At 43.9% G+C, this 19,506-nt stretch carries 18 protein-coding genes and 3 pseudogenes; 3 read left to right on the forward strand and 18 right to left on the reverse strand.

Going from position 1 to position 19,506, the window contains the following annotated elements; all coding sequences use genetic code 11:
- Positions 1 to 63 precede the first annotated feature (63 nt).
- Together E5329_RS19120 and E5329_RS19125 are read left to right on the forward strand one after the other, a co-directional pair.
- Positions 64 to 966, forward strand: coding sequence for a LysR family transcriptional regulator (locus E5329_RS19120; protein ID WP_135990974.1), 903 nt, complete (start codon positions 64 to 66; stop codon positions 964 to 966).
- Positions 967 to 1,223: 257 nt separating this feature from the next.
- Positions 1,224 to 1,595, forward strand: a complete 372-nt coding sequence (locus E5329_RS19125) for a VOC family protein (RefSeq protein WP_135990975.1) — start codon at positions 1,224 to 1,226, stop codon at positions 1,593 to 1,595.
- 135 nt (positions 1,596 to 1,730) lie between these two features.
- Here E5329_RS19125 and rpoN read toward each other — a convergent pair whose 3' ends face one another.
- The 13 genes from rpoN to E5329_RS19190 form a co-directional block, all read right to left on the reverse strand.
- Positions 1,731 to 3,098 (reverse strand): RNA polymerase factor sigma-54, encoded by a 1,368-nt coding sequence (gene rpoN, locus E5329_RS19130; protein ID WP_135990976.1) that lies wholly within the window; start codon positions 3,096 to 3,098, stop codon positions 1,731 to 1,733.
- 189 nt (positions 3,099 to 3,287) lie between these two features.
- Positions 3,288 to 4,256, reverse strand: coding sequence for a LacI family DNA-binding transcriptional regulator (locus E5329_RS19135; RefSeq protein WP_135990977.1), 969 nt, complete (start codon positions 4,254 to 4,256; stop codon positions 3,288 to 3,290).
- A 99-nt stretch (positions 4,257 to 4,355) separates the two neighbouring features.
- Complete coding sequence (locus E5329_RS19140; RefSeq protein ID WP_456320033.1) at positions 4,356 to 6,191, reverse strand: amylosucrase; 1,836 nt, start codon at positions 6,189 to 6,191, stop codon at positions 4,356 to 4,358.
- A gap of 173 nt (positions 6,192 to 6,364) precedes the next feature.
- On the reverse strand, positions 6,365 to 6,892 hold the full coding sequence (locus tag E5329_RS19145; RefSeq protein WP_135990979.1) for an HAD hydrolase family protein: 528 nt from the start codon (positions 6,890 to 6,892) through the stop codon (positions 6,365 to 6,367).
- 277 nt (positions 6,893 to 7,169) lie between these two features.
- The gene (locus tag E5329_RS19150; protein ID WP_135990980.1) at positions 7,170 to 7,847 is read right to left on the reverse strand and encodes a DUF4405 domain-containing protein; all 678 of its coding nucleotides are present in this window, start codon (positions 7,845 to 7,847) and stop codon (positions 7,170 to 7,172) included.
- A gap of 63 nt (positions 7,848 to 7,910) precedes the next feature.
- Positions 7,911 to 8,546: a flavodoxin family protein gene (locus E5329_RS19155; RefSeq protein WP_135990981.1), complete on the reverse strand. Its 636-nt coding sequence runs from the start codon at positions 8,544 to 8,546 to the stop codon at positions 7,911 to 7,913.
- 144 nt (positions 8,547 to 8,690) lie between these two features.
- Positions 8,691 to 9,587: a prolyl oligopeptidase family serine peptidase gene (locus E5329_RS19160; protein WP_135990982.1), complete on the reverse strand. Its 897-nt coding sequence runs from the start codon at positions 9,585 to 9,587 to the stop codon at positions 8,691 to 8,693.
- A gap of 24 nt (positions 9,588 to 9,611) precedes the next feature.
- Positions 9,612 to 10,979: a flavodoxin gene (locus tag E5329_RS19165; protein ID WP_135990983.1), complete on the reverse strand. Its 1,368-nt coding sequence runs from the start codon at positions 10,977 to 10,979 to the stop codon at positions 9,612 to 9,614.
- Positions 10,980 to 10,991: 12 nt separating this feature from the next.
- A complete protein-coding gene (locus E5329_RS19170; protein ID WP_275443474.1) occupies positions 10,992 to 11,717 on the reverse strand; it encodes a flavodoxin in 726 nt (241 codons plus the stop codon).
- Positions 11,718 to 11,949: 232 nt separating this feature from the next.
- Positions 11,950 to 12,498: a GtrA family protein gene (locus E5329_RS19175; protein ID WP_135990984.1), complete on the reverse strand. Its 549-nt coding sequence runs from the start codon at positions 12,496 to 12,498 to the stop codon at positions 11,950 to 11,952.
- Between the two features lie 12 nt (positions 12,499 to 12,510).
- Positions 12,511 to 13,698: a glycoside hydrolase family 3 C-terminal domain-containing protein gene (locus tag E5329_RS19180; RefSeq protein ID WP_330572254.1), complete on the reverse strand. Its 1,188-nt coding sequence runs from the start codon at positions 13,696 to 13,698 to the stop codon at positions 12,511 to 12,513.
- Positions 13,699 to 14,002: 304 nt separating this feature from the next.
- Positions 14,003 to 15,694 carry an AAA family ATPase gene (locus tag E5329_RS19185; RefSeq protein ID WP_135990986.1) on the reverse strand — a complete coding sequence of 564 codons (1,692 nt, stop codon included), beginning with the start codon at positions 15,692 to 15,694 and terminating at the stop codon, positions 14,003 to 14,005.
- Positions 15,695 to 15,763: 69 nt separating this feature from the next.
- On the reverse strand, positions 15,764 to 16,516 hold the full coding sequence (locus tag E5329_RS19190) for a hypothetical protein (protein ID WP_275443475.1): 753 nt from the start codon (positions 16,514 to 16,516) through the stop codon (positions 15,764 to 15,766).
- Between the two features lie 113 nt (positions 16,517 to 16,629).
- On the opposite strand from E5329_RS19190, the pseudogene E5329_RS32840 reads away from it, so the two are divergent.
- A pseudogene (locus E5329_RS32840) lies at positions 16,630 to 17,093 on the forward strand (transposase zinc-binding domain-containing protein); the annotation flags it as partial.
- A 180-nt stretch (positions 17,094 to 17,273) separates the two neighbouring features.
- On the opposite strand, the pseudogene E5329_RS19205 reads toward E5329_RS32840, so the two are convergent.
- The 5 genes and pseudogenes from E5329_RS19205 to E5329_RS32235 all read right to left on the reverse strand — a co-directional run.
- Positions 17,274 to 17,438: pseudogene (locus E5329_RS19205) on the reverse strand (HPr family phosphocarrier protein); the annotation flags it as partial.
- Positions 17,439 to 17,466: 28 nt separating this feature from the next.
- Positions 17,467 to 18,177, reverse strand: a complete 711-nt coding sequence (locus tag E5329_RS19210; RefSeq protein WP_135990989.1) for a YoaK family protein — start codon at positions 18,175 to 18,177, stop codon at positions 17,467 to 17,469.
- Between the two features lie 198 nt (positions 18,178 to 18,375).
- On the reverse strand, positions 18,376 to 18,858 hold the full coding sequence (locus E5329_RS19215; protein WP_168356692.1) for an alcohol dehydrogenase catalytic domain-containing protein: 483 nt from the start codon (positions 18,856 to 18,858) through the stop codon (positions 18,376 to 18,378).
- Position 18,859: 1 nt separating this feature from the next.
- Positions 18,860 to 19,240: a cupin domain-containing protein gene (locus tag E5329_RS19220; protein WP_135990991.1), complete on the reverse strand. Its 381-nt coding sequence runs from the start codon at positions 19,238 to 19,240 to the stop codon at positions 18,860 to 18,862.
- A 53-nt stretch (positions 19,241 to 19,293) separates the two neighbouring features.
- Positions 19,294 to 19,377 (reverse strand): annotated as a pseudogene (locus E5329_RS32235) (family 1 glycosylhydrolase); the annotation flags it as partial.
- Positions 19,378 to 19,506: the final 129 nt, after the last annotated feature.

Genomic DNA, 19,506 nt, shown 5'->3' on the forward strand with positions numbered 1-19,506 from the left:
CTATGCTTATAATAATACTGAACTTTTACTTATAGTACTTCTGTTTTCAGTAAGGAGGCGCTTATGGATATTAATTATGAACTGTACAAGGTATTCTATCAGGTGGCATCCTCTCTCAGTTTTTCCGAAGCTTCCAGAAAACTGTTTATTTCCCAGTCGGCCGTAAGCCAGTCTGTCAAAACACTGGAACGGAAACTGGAACAGCCCCTGTTTAACCGCAGCACCAAAAAAGTTCAGCTTACCTTGGCAGGAGAACTGCTGCTGAAGCATATCGAACCTGCCGTCAACCTGATTGAGCGGGGTGAGCATCAGCTTATGGATTCCGGAACCCTTGGGCTGGGGCGGCTTCACATCGGCGCCAATGACACCATTTGCCGCTATTTTCTGGTACCTTTCCTGAAACAGTTCCATGAAAAATTTCCGCAGGTTCCCATCAAGGTTACCAACGCCACATCCATAAAATGTGTGGATTTATTGACGCAGGGCAAAGTTGACCTGATCGTCACTAACTTCCCTAATTCCCGGCTGGACAGTTCGTATATCAAGAAAACCGTTGCTTCTTTTACCGATGTGTTTATTGCAAATCCCATTTGCTTTCCCCTGGAACAACAGGTAATTTCTTTTGCAAAACTGAATCAGTACCCTATTTTAATGCTGGACAAAAAAAGCGCCACCCGTGAATTTCTGCACCAATTATTCTTACAGCGGCAGTTAGAGCTGATTCCGGAAGCAGAACTCAGCAGTAACGATTTACTGATTGATCTGGCAAAAATCGGCATCGGAATTGCATTTGTCCCGGATTACTGCCTTTCAGAAGACATGACGGATTTGTATATTCTGCAGACAGAAGAACCAATGCCGGCCCGCCGGATTGTGGCTGCCGTGAACCCCGGCCTGCCCCTCTCCCCATCGGCGAGTGAATTCTTAAATATACTGCCACCTTACCATAAGGAGGATTTACCATGAGAAGGATTTACTATGAGAAGGATTTACTATGAGGAGGATTTACCATGAGGAGGATTTACCATGAGGAGGGACCCAGCTCAAAATCTAAGAATTTCCAAAACACATCAAGCTGGGAGGAGCCCTGATGGTTTGTAAAACAATCGTTAGCAAGCTGGGAGGAGCCCTGATGGTTTGTAAAACAATCGTTAGCAAGCTGGGAGAAGCCCTGATGGTCCGCTCTACAGGGCTCGCTCTGCAAAAACATAAGGAGGACTACCATGAAATTCAAAATGTTTCACGAAAATTACAACGTACAAAATTTACAGAAATCCATTGATTTCTACCACGAAGCTTTCGGCCTGACGGAAGTGCGCCGCAAAGAAGCCAAAGACGGCAGCTATATTCTTGTATATCTTTCCAATGAGGAAAGCGATTTCTGCCTGGAATTAACTTGGCTCAAAGAAAAAGAAGGCCCCTACGATTTAGGCGACTGTGAATTCCATCTTGCCTTTGAAACAGACGATTACGAAGCCGCTCACGCAAAGCATGAGGCCATGGGATGCATCTGTTTCGAAAATCCGGACATGGGCATCTATTTTGTGTCCGATCCTGACGGTTACTGGCTGGAAGTGGTTCCTGCAAAAAAATAATCGGCCATAAGTAATGTTTGCAAAAACAATGGGGCTGTCGGAGAATGAAATTTATACACAATATATGGCATAAATCCTTTAAAACCAAAACCATATATTGTGCCTGAATTTCATTTTCCGACAGCCCATCTTTTATCAAAACTGTTTTCTTCCCCTGCTGCTGCATATTCTCATGGCTTCCCGGTATTTCACTATTGTGCGGCGGGAAATTACGATTCCTTCCTGTTCTAACAGCTCTTTCAGCTGCTGATCCGAATAAGGCGTATACTTATCTTCTCCTTCAATCAGTTCCTTTATTCTCTGCCGAATCCTGACCGTGGACATATCTCCTGCTTCCTGCTGATTTCCGCTCTGCTGCTTCAATCCCCGTGAGAAAAAATAACTTAATGGATAAATTCCCCAGCTGCACTGGAGATATTTTCCCTTTACCGTACGGCTGATGGTGGATTCATGGACTGCTAATCGTTCTGCCGCCTCCTTCATCATAAGGGGACGGAGAAACTTCTGGCCGTACAAAAAGAATTCTTCCTGCACTTCAATCAGGCATTTTGCCAGATTCAGCAAGGTGGAGCCTCGCTTTTCAATGGCTTCCTGCACCTGCTCGATCTGATGGATTTTCCCTGTCAGATAATCCTTCACCTCTTTGTCACAGTCTGTCTTTAACATCTGCAGGTACTCCTGATTAATGCGGATGACGGGATAGGTATAGCTGTTCTGCAAGATCTCAAACCGATCCTGAAATTTTACAATAGTCACATCCGGCACAATGTAGCGCATCATTCCGCCGCTGTCAAATCCCTGAGCAGGTCTTGGATTCAGCTTTTTAATATTGTCCGCCGCCTTCTTCACCTGTTCTATGGATATCTTCATCTTCTTTGCGATGGCAGGAAGCTGATTCTTCCCTAACAATTCCAGATAATTCTCTACAATAGAACGCTCTGTTTCATATCCCGCTCCCAGCCTGTCAATCTGCCTGGCCATGCATTCCTTCAAAGAGCCTGTACAGACTCCGGCAGGCTCCAGTCCCTTCATGATATCCAGACAGACCGCCGCTTCTTCCTCCGATATCCCAAATCTGCAGGCAAGCTCCTCCAATCCTTCCGTATAATACCCGCTGGAGTTCAGGGAATCGGCAATATACCGAAAAACAGCCATCTCCAGTTCAGAATATTCATTGCCGATAAGCTGAAGCATCAGCGCATCTTTTAACGATTCCCCTTCTTTCCCGCCGATATTGTTCAAATAATCTTCATTATCCCTTCTGTCATACTGATAATATGTCCTGTTCTGTTCATCCAGACTTGCCAGCCATTCCAGCTTTCGGACGCGCTCTTCGGCCTTATTCTCTGATACATCCTCTTCAATGTCCACTACTGGATTCTCCAACGACAATTCCCGGATATACTCTGTCAGCTCCTGGGCGTTCATCTGAAGTATCTCAACGGACTGGAGCATTTTATGGGACAACATCTGTTTCTGGCTTTGTTCTAATTGGATTCCCATACCAATTTCCTCCGCTTATCTGTCATGTATTTACAGAAATTGTATCATCATGCAGAGGTTTTTTCAAGAAAAAATAGAAGCCGCTGTTTCTTTTTATTTCACTAATGCACAATATTTACTTCTATCCATTTATCAGAAATCTCCTCACATCCTGCATTCTCAATTTTCAAGGCTTACTGTCAATCACAATCATGTAACAATAGAATACCCTAATTTTACTTCCTTACAAGCAGCTTCTTTCTTCTCCAACACATCCATCAGCATCTGCACTGCCAGTTCTCCGCTTTTCTCATAAGAATAGTGAACCGTTATCAGCGGAGGCGCTGTCACTCTGGCCAGTTCTGAATCTCCCTGCCCTGCCACCAATATTTCTTCCGGTATCTTTACGCCATGCTCACGCAGATATTGCACGGCGCCGGCAGCGATTGTATCCGTTGCGCAGATCAAGCCATCCAGATCCCTGCATTTTTCGAACAATTCCCCAGCTTTTTCATATCCGGAAGCCATTGTGAAAGAAGCGATCACATAATTCTCTTCCAACTCATCGTAACCGCTATCACATACCGCATCCTTAAATCCGCGATATCTTTCAGCTCCCACTGCTTTATCCTGCTGTATTGCGCCAATATATCCCAGCTTGCTCCTTCCTTGATCCAAAAACAGCTTTGTAAGGTCATATGACGCATGATAATCGTCATGAAAGACACAACAATATCCTGACAACTGCTGCCCTACAATCACAACCGGAACGGATAGTTTCTTCAAAATGCGTTTGTATTCTGCACTAAACACAGTAGCAGCCAAAATTACGCCGTCCACCTGTTTATCATCAAATGCAGACAAATATTCCATTTCCTTTTTCGGACTATTTTGAGTGACTGCCAAAAGCATCTGATAACCGCTTTCATTCACTACAGAAAGTATTCCTTCCACCACTCTTCCAATGGATGCAGACGCAATTTTAGGCACAATCACGCCTATCATTTTGGTTTTCTTTGTTCTCAATGTCTGCGCTTGTATGGAAGGCCGGTAACCAGTTTCCTCTACCACTTTCCGAATAGCCTCCCGTTTTTCTTCTGAAATATATCCATGATTAAAATAACGGGAAACGGCTGCCTTAGATACCCCTGCAAGCTTCGCAATCTCTGCTATATTCATCCATACCGCTCCTTATATTTGTTGTTAAAATCTTTCTCGAAATTATAGCACAGACTGCTTTTTTTCCAGTCCGTATCCGATACTGCCGCTTTGCGGCCTCTATTTCTTTTTCAAATAATAAAAACTGTACGCCGGTATATTAACTGCAATTGGTTTCATCTCAGTTTCTGAAATTAATTCCAGATATTCGCCATCCGCTTCATTAATCCATGCCGTCTTATCAAATTCACTGAAATTGAACAAGCCAATGATTTTTTCACCTTCATAATATCTTCCAATGCATAGAACAGACGGCTCCCATGTGTCAATGGTCCAAGTATCTGCATTTGAAACGAATGCTTTTTCTCGTTTACGAATATTCTCTAATTGAGCCAAGCTATGGAAGATTTTTCCTTCCACGGTATCCGGATTTGAAATGTTCTCAGCCAGCTCCCATTTCATTGCTCCGCGGTGAATATATCTGGAATCTGCCGCCTTGTGCGGATTTTCTTTATAAGTATAGTCATTCACCTGCCCAATCTCATCACCGCTATACAGTACAGGAATTCCCGATTGCATAAACATATAAGCATGAAGCATCACATCCAGCCGGATGGCTTTTTCCATCGCCTGATCATTCTGCTCAAATCCTGCTTTTTCTATCCCGCACATGGAGGCCGTTGTTCCGCAGAATCTTGCATCACCAGTAATCGGATCTGCATTATACAATTCGCCGCGGCTATTGCTGTCTCCTGTATACCCTTGAAAATAGTCGTTCAGATATTGCTTATGAAGACGCTCTTTCACCCCTTCTTTCATCAAACTATTATAATCAAGCCCCCATCCTATATCATCGTGGCAGCGAAGATAATTCAAAAATACATAATCCTTAGGCAAAGAATTCACAATATCAAGCTGCCGTTTCAGCAGTTTCACATTTCTTGTCGCCACTGTATGCCACGTTGTTGCCATCGTAGTGACATTATACAGCATGTGGCATTCCGGTTTTTCCAAAGTTCCGAAATATGGCGTAACTTTCTCCGGCTCCATAACCACTTCACCAAGCAAAAGAATGCCGGGGCAGACGATTTCACTGATAATCCGCATCATACGCACAATGGTATGCACCTTCGGAAGATTCCTGCAGGATGTATTTATCTCTTTCCAAATATAGGGAACTGCATCTATTCGGATAATATCAATTCCCCTGTTTGCCAGATAAAGAAAATTGTACATCATCTCATTAAACACCCGTGGATTTTGATAATTTAAGTCCCACTGATACGGATAAAACGTAGTCATTACATAATGGCCGGCGTCAGGCAGCCATGTAAAATTGCCCGGAGCTGTCGTAGGGAATACCTGGGGCACCGTCCTTTCATACATAGACGGCTCATGAGCATTGTCAAAGAAAAAGTAACGGCTCATATACTCTCCGTCTCCCTGACGGGCTTTTTTTGCCCATTCGTGCTCCTCTGAAGTATGGTTCATGACAAAATCCATACAAACATTGATTCCTTTTCTATGGCACGCTGCTGTCAGACTGTCCAAATCTTCCATAGAACCAAGCTGTTCTTGCACCTTTCTAAAATCCGCCACCGCATATCCGCCATCCGACCGATCTTTTGGGGTATCAAGAAATGGCATCAAATGAATATAATTGACATTGCACTGCTGGATATAATCCAGCCTGGATTCCACGCCTTTCATATTTCCCGCAAAATTATCAATATAAAACATCATTCCCAGCATATCATTCTTTTTGTACCAGCCCTGATCTGTTTCCCGTTCTGAATCCAATACCCTCAACGCTTCATTTCTTTCCAGATAGAATAATCTCAGATTATCACACAGCTCCGCAAACATAGAATCATTCCCATACAGTTCCATGTAAAGCCACCTGAGCTCATCGTGACGCCTCTCTAACCTTTTTTGAAATATACACTCTGCATCCAGAGCTTTCTTGGCAATTTCTTTCTTTTGCTTCTCCCCAGCAGTTTTTCCACAATCCAACTGCTTCTTTTTTGATATTTCTCTCATAATTCCACCCTTTCTGCCTGAGATAGAAAAATATGTATTTCCACTCACTCATAAACAATTTTTGAAACCGATATCCATTCTTTATATTCTTAGCCGCAAAGTAAATGATGCTTCAAAAAAGCATTATAAATTCCATCTGCTTGTACAGACGGACAAATATCATCTGCCAGTTTTTTCAGATTTTCGCTGCCATTCTGCATACAGATACTTACGCCTGCTGCCTTAAGCATTTCTTTATCATTCATGCTGTCTCCGATCGCTATTGAATCACACAACGGAATATGCAGATAATTGCAAACTCTTTCAATCGCCTTCCCTTTGTCAAACTGCCTGTTTACCACTTCTCCATTGATAAAACCATGTTTGTTTTCATCCTGAATACAAAATTCAAAATCAGACGCCAGCAGCTTCTGAGGCTGCGCCAGCTGTTCCTTCGACTGGCTCATAAACACTATCTTATAAACCGGCTGTCCTTTGTATTCATTCATAGGCAGAATATTCAGAGATTTCTCAATCTGTTCTCTCCATCTAAGCAGCTCGCTATTGCTTCCTTCTGCGGCATTGGCGCGCAGAAATTCCTTAAACCCTTCATCGGTATAGGAGCCATCCATTATCATTGATCTCCTCCTACAGCAGCTTCTCTTTTACGCATGAAATCCCTGTTCCCTGCATCCACCAAATTTTTCCTTCTCTATATTGCTTTTTATGATATTGATTTCATTTTTATTTTTATAATATACCATGTTTTATTATTTGTAAATTAACATTATACATAATATTATTTACTATTTTTTGTATATAATGATGAAATCAATTTCATATCAGGCAAAATCTGATTCCGGCTCTTCACTGATATTGCCATATCGATTAATAGGAAAAGCCAAGGATTTCTCCTCAGCTTTTCCTATTCCATTTCTTCAATATGAATTGATAAATATAATGCCCAATCCAGACAAACAGCCCCATTACCGCAATATAATCCATCAGGAAAAGTGCCAATGGCTCCTCAAAATCAAAAAACACAAAATGGCTTTTCAGAAGCATATAGCTTCCGATTTCCCGTTTTAAAAAGGCATATATCCCATATCCTGCAATCAGGCAGGCCATTCCCTGCAGGAGCCGCCTGCAGGCTGGCAGCGGTTTTTTCACAAGCTTTTTGGCCATTCCCATCATCATGCCCCAATGGATTCCAAGATGAAGAGACAGAACAACCAGTCCCCAATACGCAGAAACCATATGCAGGTTCCTGGCAAAGGATCGTCCGCCCTGAATTGGGAGGAAGGAGAACACATGCCTGGAAAGAATGACTCCGCTGACCATGGAACCAGCCATTGCCAAAAGCGCTGCTGCTGCAAGAAACGTCTGCACAATGCGCATTGGCGTATAATTTCCTTTTAAAACATTTCTGCTCCACTTTCCATTCAGTATATGGTGGATGACAAAAAGCACAAATATCCCGGCTCCCAGCCATTCATGCAGCGCTTCTCCCACCATCCCATAAGCCATCAGAAGCAGCAGTACGGCTGTCATGCCGATATCCACAGCTATTTTGAAAATTGTCTTTCGTCCCATACATCTTTCCTCCCTTCCTTTGGAGCCCAACACTTCCCCTGTGAAAGCATTTCTCCGCAGGCTTTACCGGATAAAATTGGTAAACACAGCCTCTTCCCGCTCCGGCATTGGAACGCCGGCTGAGCGGGCCGCCTCCTGGCAGCGCAGCATATACGCCATATTCCTGCCCAATACACGCATGGTATGCAAGCCTTCCGCATCCTGCTTTACCTGTTCCGCATTTGTGCCATGCACCATATTCCAATAGCGTGAGGATACCACCGGCATTTCCTGAATGGTAAAATATTTGTTCAACTGATCAAAGGTTGCTGTTGTTCCGGCGCGTCTGGCAGAAATAACGGCCGCTGCCGGTTTCATATAAAATGCCTTGTTTCCATTTGCCCCAAGCTCGGAATAGAACAATCTGTCCATAAAAGCTGTCATATTTCCAGTGGCTGCTGCATAATGCACCGGGCTTCCGAACACAAACCCATCTGCCCCGTAAGCTTTTTCACGGAACCGGTTTACCACATCATCAAAGACGCAAGCGCCTTTTTCCCTGCACTTCATACAGGCGATGCAGCCGCCGATGGGCTTATTGCCAATCCAGAAGATTTCTGTTTCAATTCCTTCTTTCTCCAGCGTGGCTGCTACTTCACAAAGAGCTGTATAGGTGCATCCTTCTTTATGGGGTCCTCCATTTACTAATAAAACTTTCATTTTTACCATCCTTTCTGTTATTTGTCTTAATGATATCCGTATTCCATAGATTCTGCAAATACTTAATTTCCCGGCGCCATCCATCTCCATTCCACCGTTTCCGGCAGCTTAGGAATTGTTAAGAAATAACTTTTCTATCAATCCTTACTTGCGAAACAGCCAGCCCATAATCTCCGCATCCCGGCAGAACAGATATCCGCCGCCATGCTGATACGCAATCCCGGTTCCTGCAAAATAGGCACTGTCTTTCACATCCAGCACCAGCAAATCTTTGATTTGCTTTTCTGACAAGCCCTGCTTTTTGTATAACTCATACAGTTTTTTGTAGGCATTTCGAAATGGCTGTGAACCATAATATTCATCGTCCTCTCCAATTACGAAATAAACAGGCGTCTTTGCACTGACCACCGGCTGATATGTTCCATCCCACTGGGAACTGCACATAAGCGCCGCCGTAAAAAGCTCCGGCCGTTTGCCAAGGACAATGGACAGCGTCTCACCGCCGCCGGAATACCCGTTGATATAAACTTTCGTCGGGTCAATCCTGTAATGGCTGAGAAAATATTCCACCAGCGCAATGGTCTGGTCTGCAGATGTTTCCTCCCAGTCATTTAACTGGGGCGCCAGGATAACCATTTCAGAATTATATTTCTGTGCCTCAAACCCAAAATCTTCTGTCTTGATATTCTCCGCCACCCCTTGAAAATAAAGCCCCTGATAACCGGGAAGGGTAATGTATAAAGCATGCTTGGATTTCCCATCATAGGAATCCGGGAAATAAACATTGTAGTGGATATCCCCGTTATTTTTGGAATGGAACACATTGTCCACCAGAAATTCTTTATAATATTCTGTCCCGGCAGTCACTGCGTTTTTCCCATACCTGGCATTGGACTCTGAAACTGCCCATACCCGGCATTTGTGATTCTTCTGGCTGATTTTAATTTCCTGTTTTGCCTCCACAGACGGACTGTGGAAAAATGCGGCAATGGCAAAAACCGCTATGAGAAAGATACCCGCTATCTTTTTTCTTCTCTTCATATGGCACGTCTCCATTTTTCTGTCCTACTTTAATACGGTATTTGCAACATAAGCGCTGATCTCTGCATCATTCTTTGAAAAAATGCCGTCATCCACCACCGCGCCCTTGGCGCATGCTTTGATGAATGCAACTGACTGGGCATATTGGGACTCATCCATGGATGCAGACTGGGAAACTGGATAAATATATTTTCCGCTCAAATCATAGCGTTCTAAAAAAGTTCCCACTGTCATTGGCGCAGTATGCCACCAAATGGGATAGCATACAATAATTTTATCATATTGCGCCACAGAAGCAAGCGGATTTTTGATGGGCGGCCTTGCGTCTGTATCCGCTTCTGTTTTCGCATCTCCATACGCGGTTTCTGTATAATCTGTACTGTACGGCGTCTCCCGTTCAATACGGAAAGAATCTGCCCCTGTCTGGGTGATGATATTCTGGGCAATCGCCTCACTTGTCCCGCTCCAGGAAAAATAAGCCACCAATATCTTATTGTCTTGCGGCAGTTCCGGGGTTGGAGTCGGAGTCGACGTCGGGGCAGGGGTTGGCGTCTGATTCTCTTCTTCCAATTCTCCAATTTTTATCAGCCAATTCCTGATTTCCGCCCTGCTTCCGCTGCCTGCCGTATAACCTTCTTTGAAGGACGCCCCTTTGCAGGATTTCTTCAAATCCGGCAGGCTTCCAGCAATGCCGCTTCCGGCGCTGGTACAAAATGGGATCACCGTCTTTCCTTTCCAATTATATTTCTCAAGAAATGTATTGACTGCCCGGGGCGTGGTTTTTGACCAGATGGGATATCCTACATAGACTACGTCATACTTTTTTATATTCCGCGCTTCCGTTGTCACTTTAGGCCTTGCGTTTTGCCTGATTTCTTTTTTCGCTCTTTGGGTCAGTTTATCATAATCACTGGAATATTTTTCTTTTTCCCGGATGCGGAGCAAATCCCCGCCTGTCAGTTTCTGTAATTTCTGCGCTACGCTTTTTGTGGTTCCAGTCTGTGAAAAATATACAATTAAGATATCCTTTTTCTTCGAAGAAGGTTGATTGACTACTACATTGCATTTCAATTTTTTTCCGGAAACCCGGGCGGTTATCGTGGCTTTGCCCGCCTGTTTTGCTTTTATCCTGCCTGTTTTGCTGACACTCACCACAGATTTCTTAGAAGAAGACCAGGTCACCTTTTTTGCGTTGGATACCTTAAGCTGTCTGCTCTGTCCTACAGAAAGAGAGATATCTGTAACCGTCAGCTCTGCTTTTTTACCTGCCGCCTGGGCAGTTTCCTGCTGGAAGCACAGCATACCTATCAACAATGCGGCTACAAGGACAATCCGCTTCACATTGTTTCTTATAAAGGAAACGTCAGATGAAATTTTTTTATCGCTATACATTACAATCCTCCTTTAATACCCAAGGCCGCCCAGCCATTCAGCCACATCCCCTGACGCATCTGATACATCCCGCTCACTCACCGTAAATCCATCTGTTATTACCTCTGCATCCGGCTCTAACTCCTGAATCGTATCAATAGTCCCGGAAAACCGACTGCCGTTATGGACATTGAATGGGATAATGGTTTTTCCTGAAAAATCATACGCATCAAAAAAGCTGTACAACGCCTGGGGCATATCATACCACCATGTGGGAAAACCTACAAAAACAGTTTCATACTGATCCAGATTCTCAATCTGACTGGTCAGCTCCGGCCGGGCGTTATCCTCCTGCTCTTTGGACGCATAATCAATCAGTTCTCCTCCATCTGCAGGATATACCACGGAAGTCTGGATGGAAAATAACTCTCCTCCGGTTTCTGCCTGAATCATATCTGCCACTGCACGAAGACGCCCTACTGCCGTCCCGTTTACCGTAGAGTAGCTGGCTGAGGAAACTGCGTCTACGCCGCTGTTTTCCGCTGCCGTAAAATAGGCAATCAAAATCTTGCTGTCTGTACTTCCACCGTTATTATCCTGAGAAGAATTCCCCTCTTCCGAACTGCTCGCAGCCTGGGTATTCTGCGTTTCCTCCTGCTGCGAAGCAGGGGAAGGAGAGGCGCTCTCCTGGTTGCCCCCACAGGCTGTAAGGGAGAAAATCATCAGGAATGAAAAACATATTGTAAGAAAACGTTTCATTTTGATCCTCCTTGTCTGGTAAAATTATATTGTAATTCTATTATACGAATCCTGAGGAAATAGAGAAGTTATCATTTGTTTTCCAATATATACCCAAAGGTATATACACCAGCGGTTTCACAGAAATAAACGAAAGACAGCCACTTTGCGAGCGGCTGCCCTTTTTCTATCATATATCATTCATTCAGCGTGATTGCAATAAGCGCATAAGCCAGCGTTGGGATCAACGCTTTTATTTCGCTTCCCCTTCCGGGAGGATGATTTTATTTACTAAGAAAAAGATTATCATGGACACCCCGCCGTTTAAAACCGTGGTCCCGATGTTATAGATAAAATCCGGTACGAAAATCCCTGCAACCGCCACCCACACGCAATTGATGGAATTGACGATACAGGTAATGACGCAGAATGCCAGAAAATACCATCCTATCTGCTTTGCCACATTCCCTTTGCTGCGGAATACCACATTCCTCTGCAATGGGAAATTGATGCATTCGCCCAAAAACATGGCAATCATATAGGCGCAAAAGTAAGGAAGGCCGCCGTGAGCCGCGTCATACCCGATGATATTCCATTTAAAGGTTTCCCCAAACAGCGTCACCTGAATGCCCGGCCAGCCAAAATCCACCACCGGAAGCCCGGAAAACGCATTTGGCAAAAACTGGAGCAGGATGTACTTTAATACGGTAATCAAATTGCTGACAATGAAAAACAGGCCGCCTTCCCGAATCCATTTTGCTGCAGACGGATGGCTTTCTGCAAAATTATTCCACATATTCATGTCCCATTCCTCCTACTGAATTGCATTTGCCCTGTTCCGTTTCTTTCTGCCCCGGAAAAATCCACCGATCAGTTTTCCCAATCCTTTGAAAAAATGTCCATTCACTGCCGTAAGGATTCCCTCTGCCATCTCCATTGTCACCATACCGCCGGTCATTTTGGCAATCCCCCGGAAGGGCATATTATAGATGAACAAAAGGTTCAAATCCGGCTTTCCTTTCTTCTCTGCCTTTTTCAGCATATTGGTGAGAATCTTATATGCAAGCCGCGCGATCCAGCTCTTTGCATAATACATCTGGCAGATTGCGTCATTCATATCCAAAAGCCCCGAAGAATCCCAGTTTCCAGATGGAATCTTATGCCCCAAAAGAGCTTCAAATTCCGAATCGGGCACCTGCCTGATCCTGCCGCTGTAATAGCTTTCCATCTTTGCCCTGTCATAGGGAATGGGCCCATTGGTCCCTTCCACATGAATGGCGCCGGACAATTTGATATCCGATACAGACGCCCCTATCAGGATCTCATACTCGCCGTCTTCAATCTCAAATTTGTCTGTATTTACATTGAAATAGCGGAACGCCTTATCATCTAGCTGAATGGTAACTTTCCTGCTCTCGCCTGCCTTTAAAAATACTTTTGCAAAGCCTTTTAATTCCTTTTCTGGACGGTAAATGCCGCTGCATTTTGCAGATACATAAAGCTGCGCCACTTCCGCACCATCTGCGTTCCCTGTATTCTTCAAGGTAAACACTGCTTCGTCTCTTGTCACTGACAGATCGCTGTATGCAAAAGTGGTATAAGAAAGCCCATATCCAAATGGGAACAGCACCGGAACCCTTGCCGTCTCAAAATAACGGTACCCTACATAAAGTCCTTCCCTGTATTCTGCTGTCCGTTCTTTTGCCGGGAAATACGATGCCGAGGATACATCCTCATATTTCAGAGGATATGTCTCACTCAGCTTGCCGGAAGGATTTATTTCCCCAGCGATCGCCCGGAGCATGGCTTTTGCTCCCGCCTGGCCGCAGAGATATCCATGGATTAATGCTTTACAGTGCTTCAGCCATGGCATTTCCACTGCTGCCCCTGCCGCCAGAATGACCACAATATTTTTATTTACTGCTGCAATCTTTTCCAATAGCTGAATCTGGCTTTTGGGCATTTCCATATTCGGCCGGTCAAGCCCTTCGGATTCCGAAATCTCATCTTATTTTGTCGTAGCAGTACAAAAATCCCAATGCCAAAACCGGCGGGCTGCGTGTCCCCATATTTTTCCTCTCCTCTCTTTTAGTCTCAAAAATCCACTGGACTTTTTGCGGTATACATGGCAACGTGTATCAGGGCATAAAAAACAGAACTGTATCAAACAGCCCCGCTTTTCTATGCCCTGATGGATATTGAAAACAAAGAAACTGCCGCCGGCAGCTTTTCCGTACATGACGGCATGAAAAAAGCCCTGAAACATACCTGCTCCAGAGCTTTCATTCACCTTTATTATCTTTTAATTACTTTTCTGCCAGCATGACCCTGCATCGCTTTTTATAGCAGGCAATCCCATATTTCAGGATATTCTCTATCCCATCATCCTCAAGGTCATCTTCATATTTTGTATATTCGATCTGTTTTAACGCCTCCTTACAAGCTCCCTCCAGCTCTCCGTCATGGGCATATTTCACTTCTATGATAATCCCCATATCCCCGGTATCTGGTTCTGCAAGGATATCTGCATAGCCCTCTCCCATTTCCCGGTTGGAAGAAATCCCCCACCGGGTTTTCACTCCTAAGATTCCAAGTAAGATACCATGATAGAAATTTTCTTTCATCTCTGTTCTTACGGCCGTATCCCGGATACTGATGGTCTTCCTTAAATACTCCGTGAAAATCTTCTCCACATTTTCTACATCCTCATTTTGCAGTGCGTCACAGAAACGGTTCAGCATCTCCCCGTCCTCCCGGACATTCTCCTTAAAGAACTCCATGATCTGCGTCTCGAAAATATCACGAATCGCCAGATTGGGAATCGCCAGTTTCATCTGCCTTCCCTCTGCTTTTTCCCGCTGTGTCAGATAACCTGTGGTAAAGAGCAGGCTCCAGATATTATCAATCGTATCATAAATCTCCGGGTACGTAAGTTCCTGATGGATTTCCTTTGTAATGGTTTCCCCTGCCACCAGACGCTCAATTTCCCGTTTGGTCGTAACATTTGCCGATTCTTCTATAAACCGTTTCACTGCGTCATTGCTGCTGGTGTTGATCCAGTAGTTTTCCGGCTGCACATGAGACCCGCTTCTGATCCTGTCGCAATGGTTCAGTACATCCCAAGGGCAATACATTTCTACATTTCCAAACTTGTAACCGTCATACCATCTTTTTACTTCCTCATAATGATCCGTTACGCCATAATACTCCAGAAGGCCTTTCACTTCTTTATCTGTAAAACCGAAGTATTCATCAAAACGCTCATCTGCAATCGTCAGTACCTTCAGGTTATTAAGCCCGGTAAAGATACTCTCCTTTGAAATCCGAAGACACCCGGTCAGCACCGCTAATTTCAGGCTGTTGTTTGTTTTAAGCGTCTCTCCAAGCAGATTACGAATCAATGAAATCATCTGGTCATAATATCCATTCGCATGAGCCTTTGCCAAAGGAACGTCATATTCATCAATTAGCAGAATTACCTTTGTGCCATGATGCTTCTCCAGCAATTCCGATAGGACTCTCAGACTATTACAAAATACTGCTTCTGACATATGATCATCCAGAAGTTTACGGTATTCCGCTTTGTCCTGTTCACTTAATGTATCACTTTCCAAAAGATATTGTACTTTTGCAGGAACTCTTTTCATAATCTGAACTGCCATTTCGAATGCCATTTCATAGTTCCGTGCGTCAATTCCTTTCAAGGAAATCGAAACAACCGGATACTTCCCCATATATTCCTCGCAAAGCTCAGTTTCCTTGGAAATACCCAGCCCGTCAAAAATACGCTTATCCCCATTCAATGAAAAAAAGTGTTCCAGCATGCTCATATTCAGCGTTTTTCCAAATCTTCTGGGTCGGGTGAACAGATTCACCTCCCCCCAGTTGTTAAGAAGCTCCCTGATGAGTCCTGTTTTATCAATATAGTAAAAATCCTCTAAACGTAGTTTCTCAAAATTTTCAATCCCAATCGGAAGTTTCTTTTTTCGCATATCCATTTCTTTCCACGCTCCTTCCATCCTCCTTAAGTCCTTTCCTGCCTTAAATGATTAAATACATTATAGCAACTAAGCGGCGGCTTTTCCACAGAAATCTTCTGGCTCCCGAAGCTCCCAGTCGTCAATCACTTTATACTGCCCCTGCCACATGCCTTCTTCATCTGTATCCCACGTTGCACGGCTTAAGCTTAAGGAAAGCTCGCCGCAGATCTCATAGAGCTTCAGACACTTTTTCCGGATCTGCTCACGTTTTTCCCTCTTTTTCGGGCATTGGGGGCCTTTAACGCTGCATATCCGGCATACGGTTCCATAATCTTCCCTGCAGTCAAGGCGCATCAGCTTGTCCATATCGTTTGCTTCTACTACCTCACGAAGACCGCGTTCCTTCATCTGGGCAAGCAGCTGCCTGAGTTCTTTGTGGTTCATCACTCCGGGATTCCCAATATAAGTCTCCCCTGACCGCTGGTGGGTGTTCTCCGCTTTCAGAATCCCTTCCGTTACAAATACCCGGCCCACATCCTGATCTCCGGAAAGGCTTACCGAGCTTCCCGGCGAACATCCCTTGTTCAGCTTTGCACTGCTGAGCCAGACATATTTCCGCTTCTGATAAGGAACGTCAAGCCGAATCTGAAACGCCGTCAAAAGACCCTCTCCTGACCAGACCGGACAGAGATAGCCGCTGTTCTTCTTATAAAAGGCAATCTCCCAGTCACCATTCCGATTGACAAAAAATCCGGGCACACCCTCTAACCGGCAGCCGGACTTGATCAGCTTCCTTGCGACTGCCACTGAATCCTCTGCACAGGTGCTTTTATAACCCATCTGCTCCATCCAGGAGGTAAAAAAGTGTCTTCGACACTTCAACTCCCCTGGCCCCTCATTCATGAGGAGAATTAGGGGTTTCTTTTTGTGTCGTTTTCCTGCATAATAATCTTATGAGCATACTACAAGATATTTTTAAAGACCACTATGAAGAAATGGTTTATATTCTTCATACCCGTGACTCTGTCATCGAAAATGTTGAAAAAATGATTAACTGTGGCGCCCCTCTTTCGGCGGGCCATGTACGGCTGTCCACACTGCGGAAAGCTAAAGTTAATCCCTTTCCGCTGCAAAAGCCGTTTCTGCCCTGCCTGAGACAATAACTTTCCGTACCGCACTTCTGAATGAAATGGAGCACAGGACCGGCCACTCTTTTAAAAAGGTGAAAGCACGCTGTTACCGGGAACACAAGGAAGGCTTCTATGTCTATGCAAAACCAAACAAATGCAATCCAAAAACCTTGGCAAAATATATCGGGCATTATCTCTGGCATCCTGTGATTGCCACTTCCCGGATTGATAAATATGATGGCAATTCTGTCACTTTCCATTACAACCGGCATGAAGATGACCCGTATGAAGACGATTTTGGAGAAGAAGGTTTTTATATCTTCTAAATCCTTAACCGTCTGTTTTGTATACCTTAAACACATATCTATTCAACATATGTTCAGCAAACATATGTTTTATTTGTGTCTCAACAGGTCGGAATTTCCTATAAAGGAACAAAGATGTGCACTGCCAAAAGCTGACTCACTTTATAGATTTGCTTCAAAAAAAGCTTTCATTGTTTCACAGGCTGCATCCTCATCCGCGCCCTCTACTGTAACCTCTACTGTCTGACCACATTTCACACCAAGCCCCATAACTGCCATCAATTTTGTTGCCTCAGCCGTTTTTCCATCCTTCTTGAGCACAACCTTACATTTTTAAAGTATTTTTATGTTTTATTTAATGTCCTGTCGGCACACGTCCAAGCATTCCCTTTTCTTTTGTTAAATCTGCATGAAGCAAGTCAATAAATACTATAAATAACATGATTGACGCTCCCCAAATTGCTCTGCCCACAAACATACCACATAAAATTGTTCCTATAATGGCTCCTATAAGAAACATTATAAGCATTTCACCATGCCGCAAAGATTTTTTAACGTATACTGCATCGCCCTTTTGCAGCCACCTTGCCAAGTTAATTCCTGCCTGACGCACATGATTCGTGCAAAACGTTGTCGCCATTGGCACTCCCTCTGCCTGACGGAATGTATTATACTGCATAGAACAAATAAAATTTATTGCCACCTGTGAAAACTGAAACGGAACACTTTCCGGCAAAAAACCCAAAAGCAACGTTACCAGCATTTCAATTCCAACCAACAATGTATCCCATCGAACCAAATGTGCCCTTTTCACAGTTCCTGGCAATACCTCTGACACAGCAGCCCCAAACCCATATGCCGTAATTGGAATAAGATAATATGCTGCTCCCTTCCAGTTTCCATGTCCAATCGCCATCCCAAGAAGTACGATATTACCTGTCTGTGCATTACAGAAAACACCACCCCTGACACAATATGTAAAGGCTCCCAGCATTCCTCCACTCATCATCAGCAGATAAAACACCCTGTTTCTTTCACATTCCAAAAAAGTCTGTTTTTCATCCAATGCTATCGCCCCTTCCATCTTACTGGTACATTCTGAATACAGGCATAAGGCAATCAGCAGACGATGGCATTTCCATCATCAGCCATGTAAAAACTTTAAACCAACGTACATTTGCTTAACTGCATAATTTGTTCAAAATCATGCCCATATACCAATTTTGCGTCCAATTCAGCCTGCATTTTTTATTCTTTCAAGATTTTAATAATAATAAAGCTGCTTTAAATCAACTGTCATCGGTTTTCCGTAGATTGCAACCAACACAACAGCACCATGTACTCTTGGCAGTTGAACCATACTGTCAACTCCTGGCTGTGAACCCGATGTTTCAAACACTACATCTGCCCCGGCAGCTTTGGCAGCCAATGCTGTCATAATGCCAATGGGACCACCGCCAATCACAACAACAAAATCACCCTTTTTTACGTTTCCTCTCTTTACCACATGACAACATATTGCTAACGGCTCTGCTAATGCACCATGAAGCATACTTACTGTATCCGGAATCTTGACAAGCGCCTCTTCGTCCAATGTCCATGCATATTGAAAAGCTCCTTCTGTCTCAATTCCCCGAACCTTCAGGCTCTGACATACATGCCCATAGCCTTCCTTACAGGCAAAACATTCTTTACAAGATTTCACTGGCCATACGGCAACCCTGTCTCCCGGTTTGACACTTTCCACCTTACTCCCTACACACCAAACTGTCCCAGAACATTTCATGTCCTATGACTGATGGAAGATGCATCCTATGATCTTCTGAGCCCTGTAAGATATGAATATCAGAACCACATATCCCACAATAAGACACTTTAATCTGACCAGCTTTAATCTCATATTCTTCCCCATTATCTGTATAAAGTCCACGTCCCTGCATAATAAAGTAAATTTCGCTTTCCTTTTCATGACGGTGTAGTCCTAAAGAAGCTCCCTGCCTCAATCTGATCGTGATAAAACATCTGTTTTTTGAGTGCATCATATCACTTGATGCAATGTCACAGATAATAGCATCCCCTTTTCCCTGAAATAATTCATGTGCAGCTCTTTCTTTTAATTGCAGTTTCATATCTCATACCACCTCCCGCAGCCAACACCAAACCACATAATAAATGGAAAAATCTATAACGATTCACCATTCGTTGCAATCACCTTCTTATACCATTCAAATGATTTCTTCTTATAACGTTTTCCACTGCCTGAACCATCATCATTTTTATCTACATACACCAGTTTACAACTTTTATAAATGATAGCCCTTTTGTTGGACAAGATATTTCAGGACTCTTATAAGAACAGATGATTTTATCATACTTTCGCTCTTTTTCACGAAAG

The organism is Petralouisia muris, from assembly GCF_004793545.1.
GTDB classification, from domain to species: Bacteria; Bacillota; Clostridia; order Lachnospirales; family Lachnospiraceae; genus Petralouisia; species Petralouisia muris.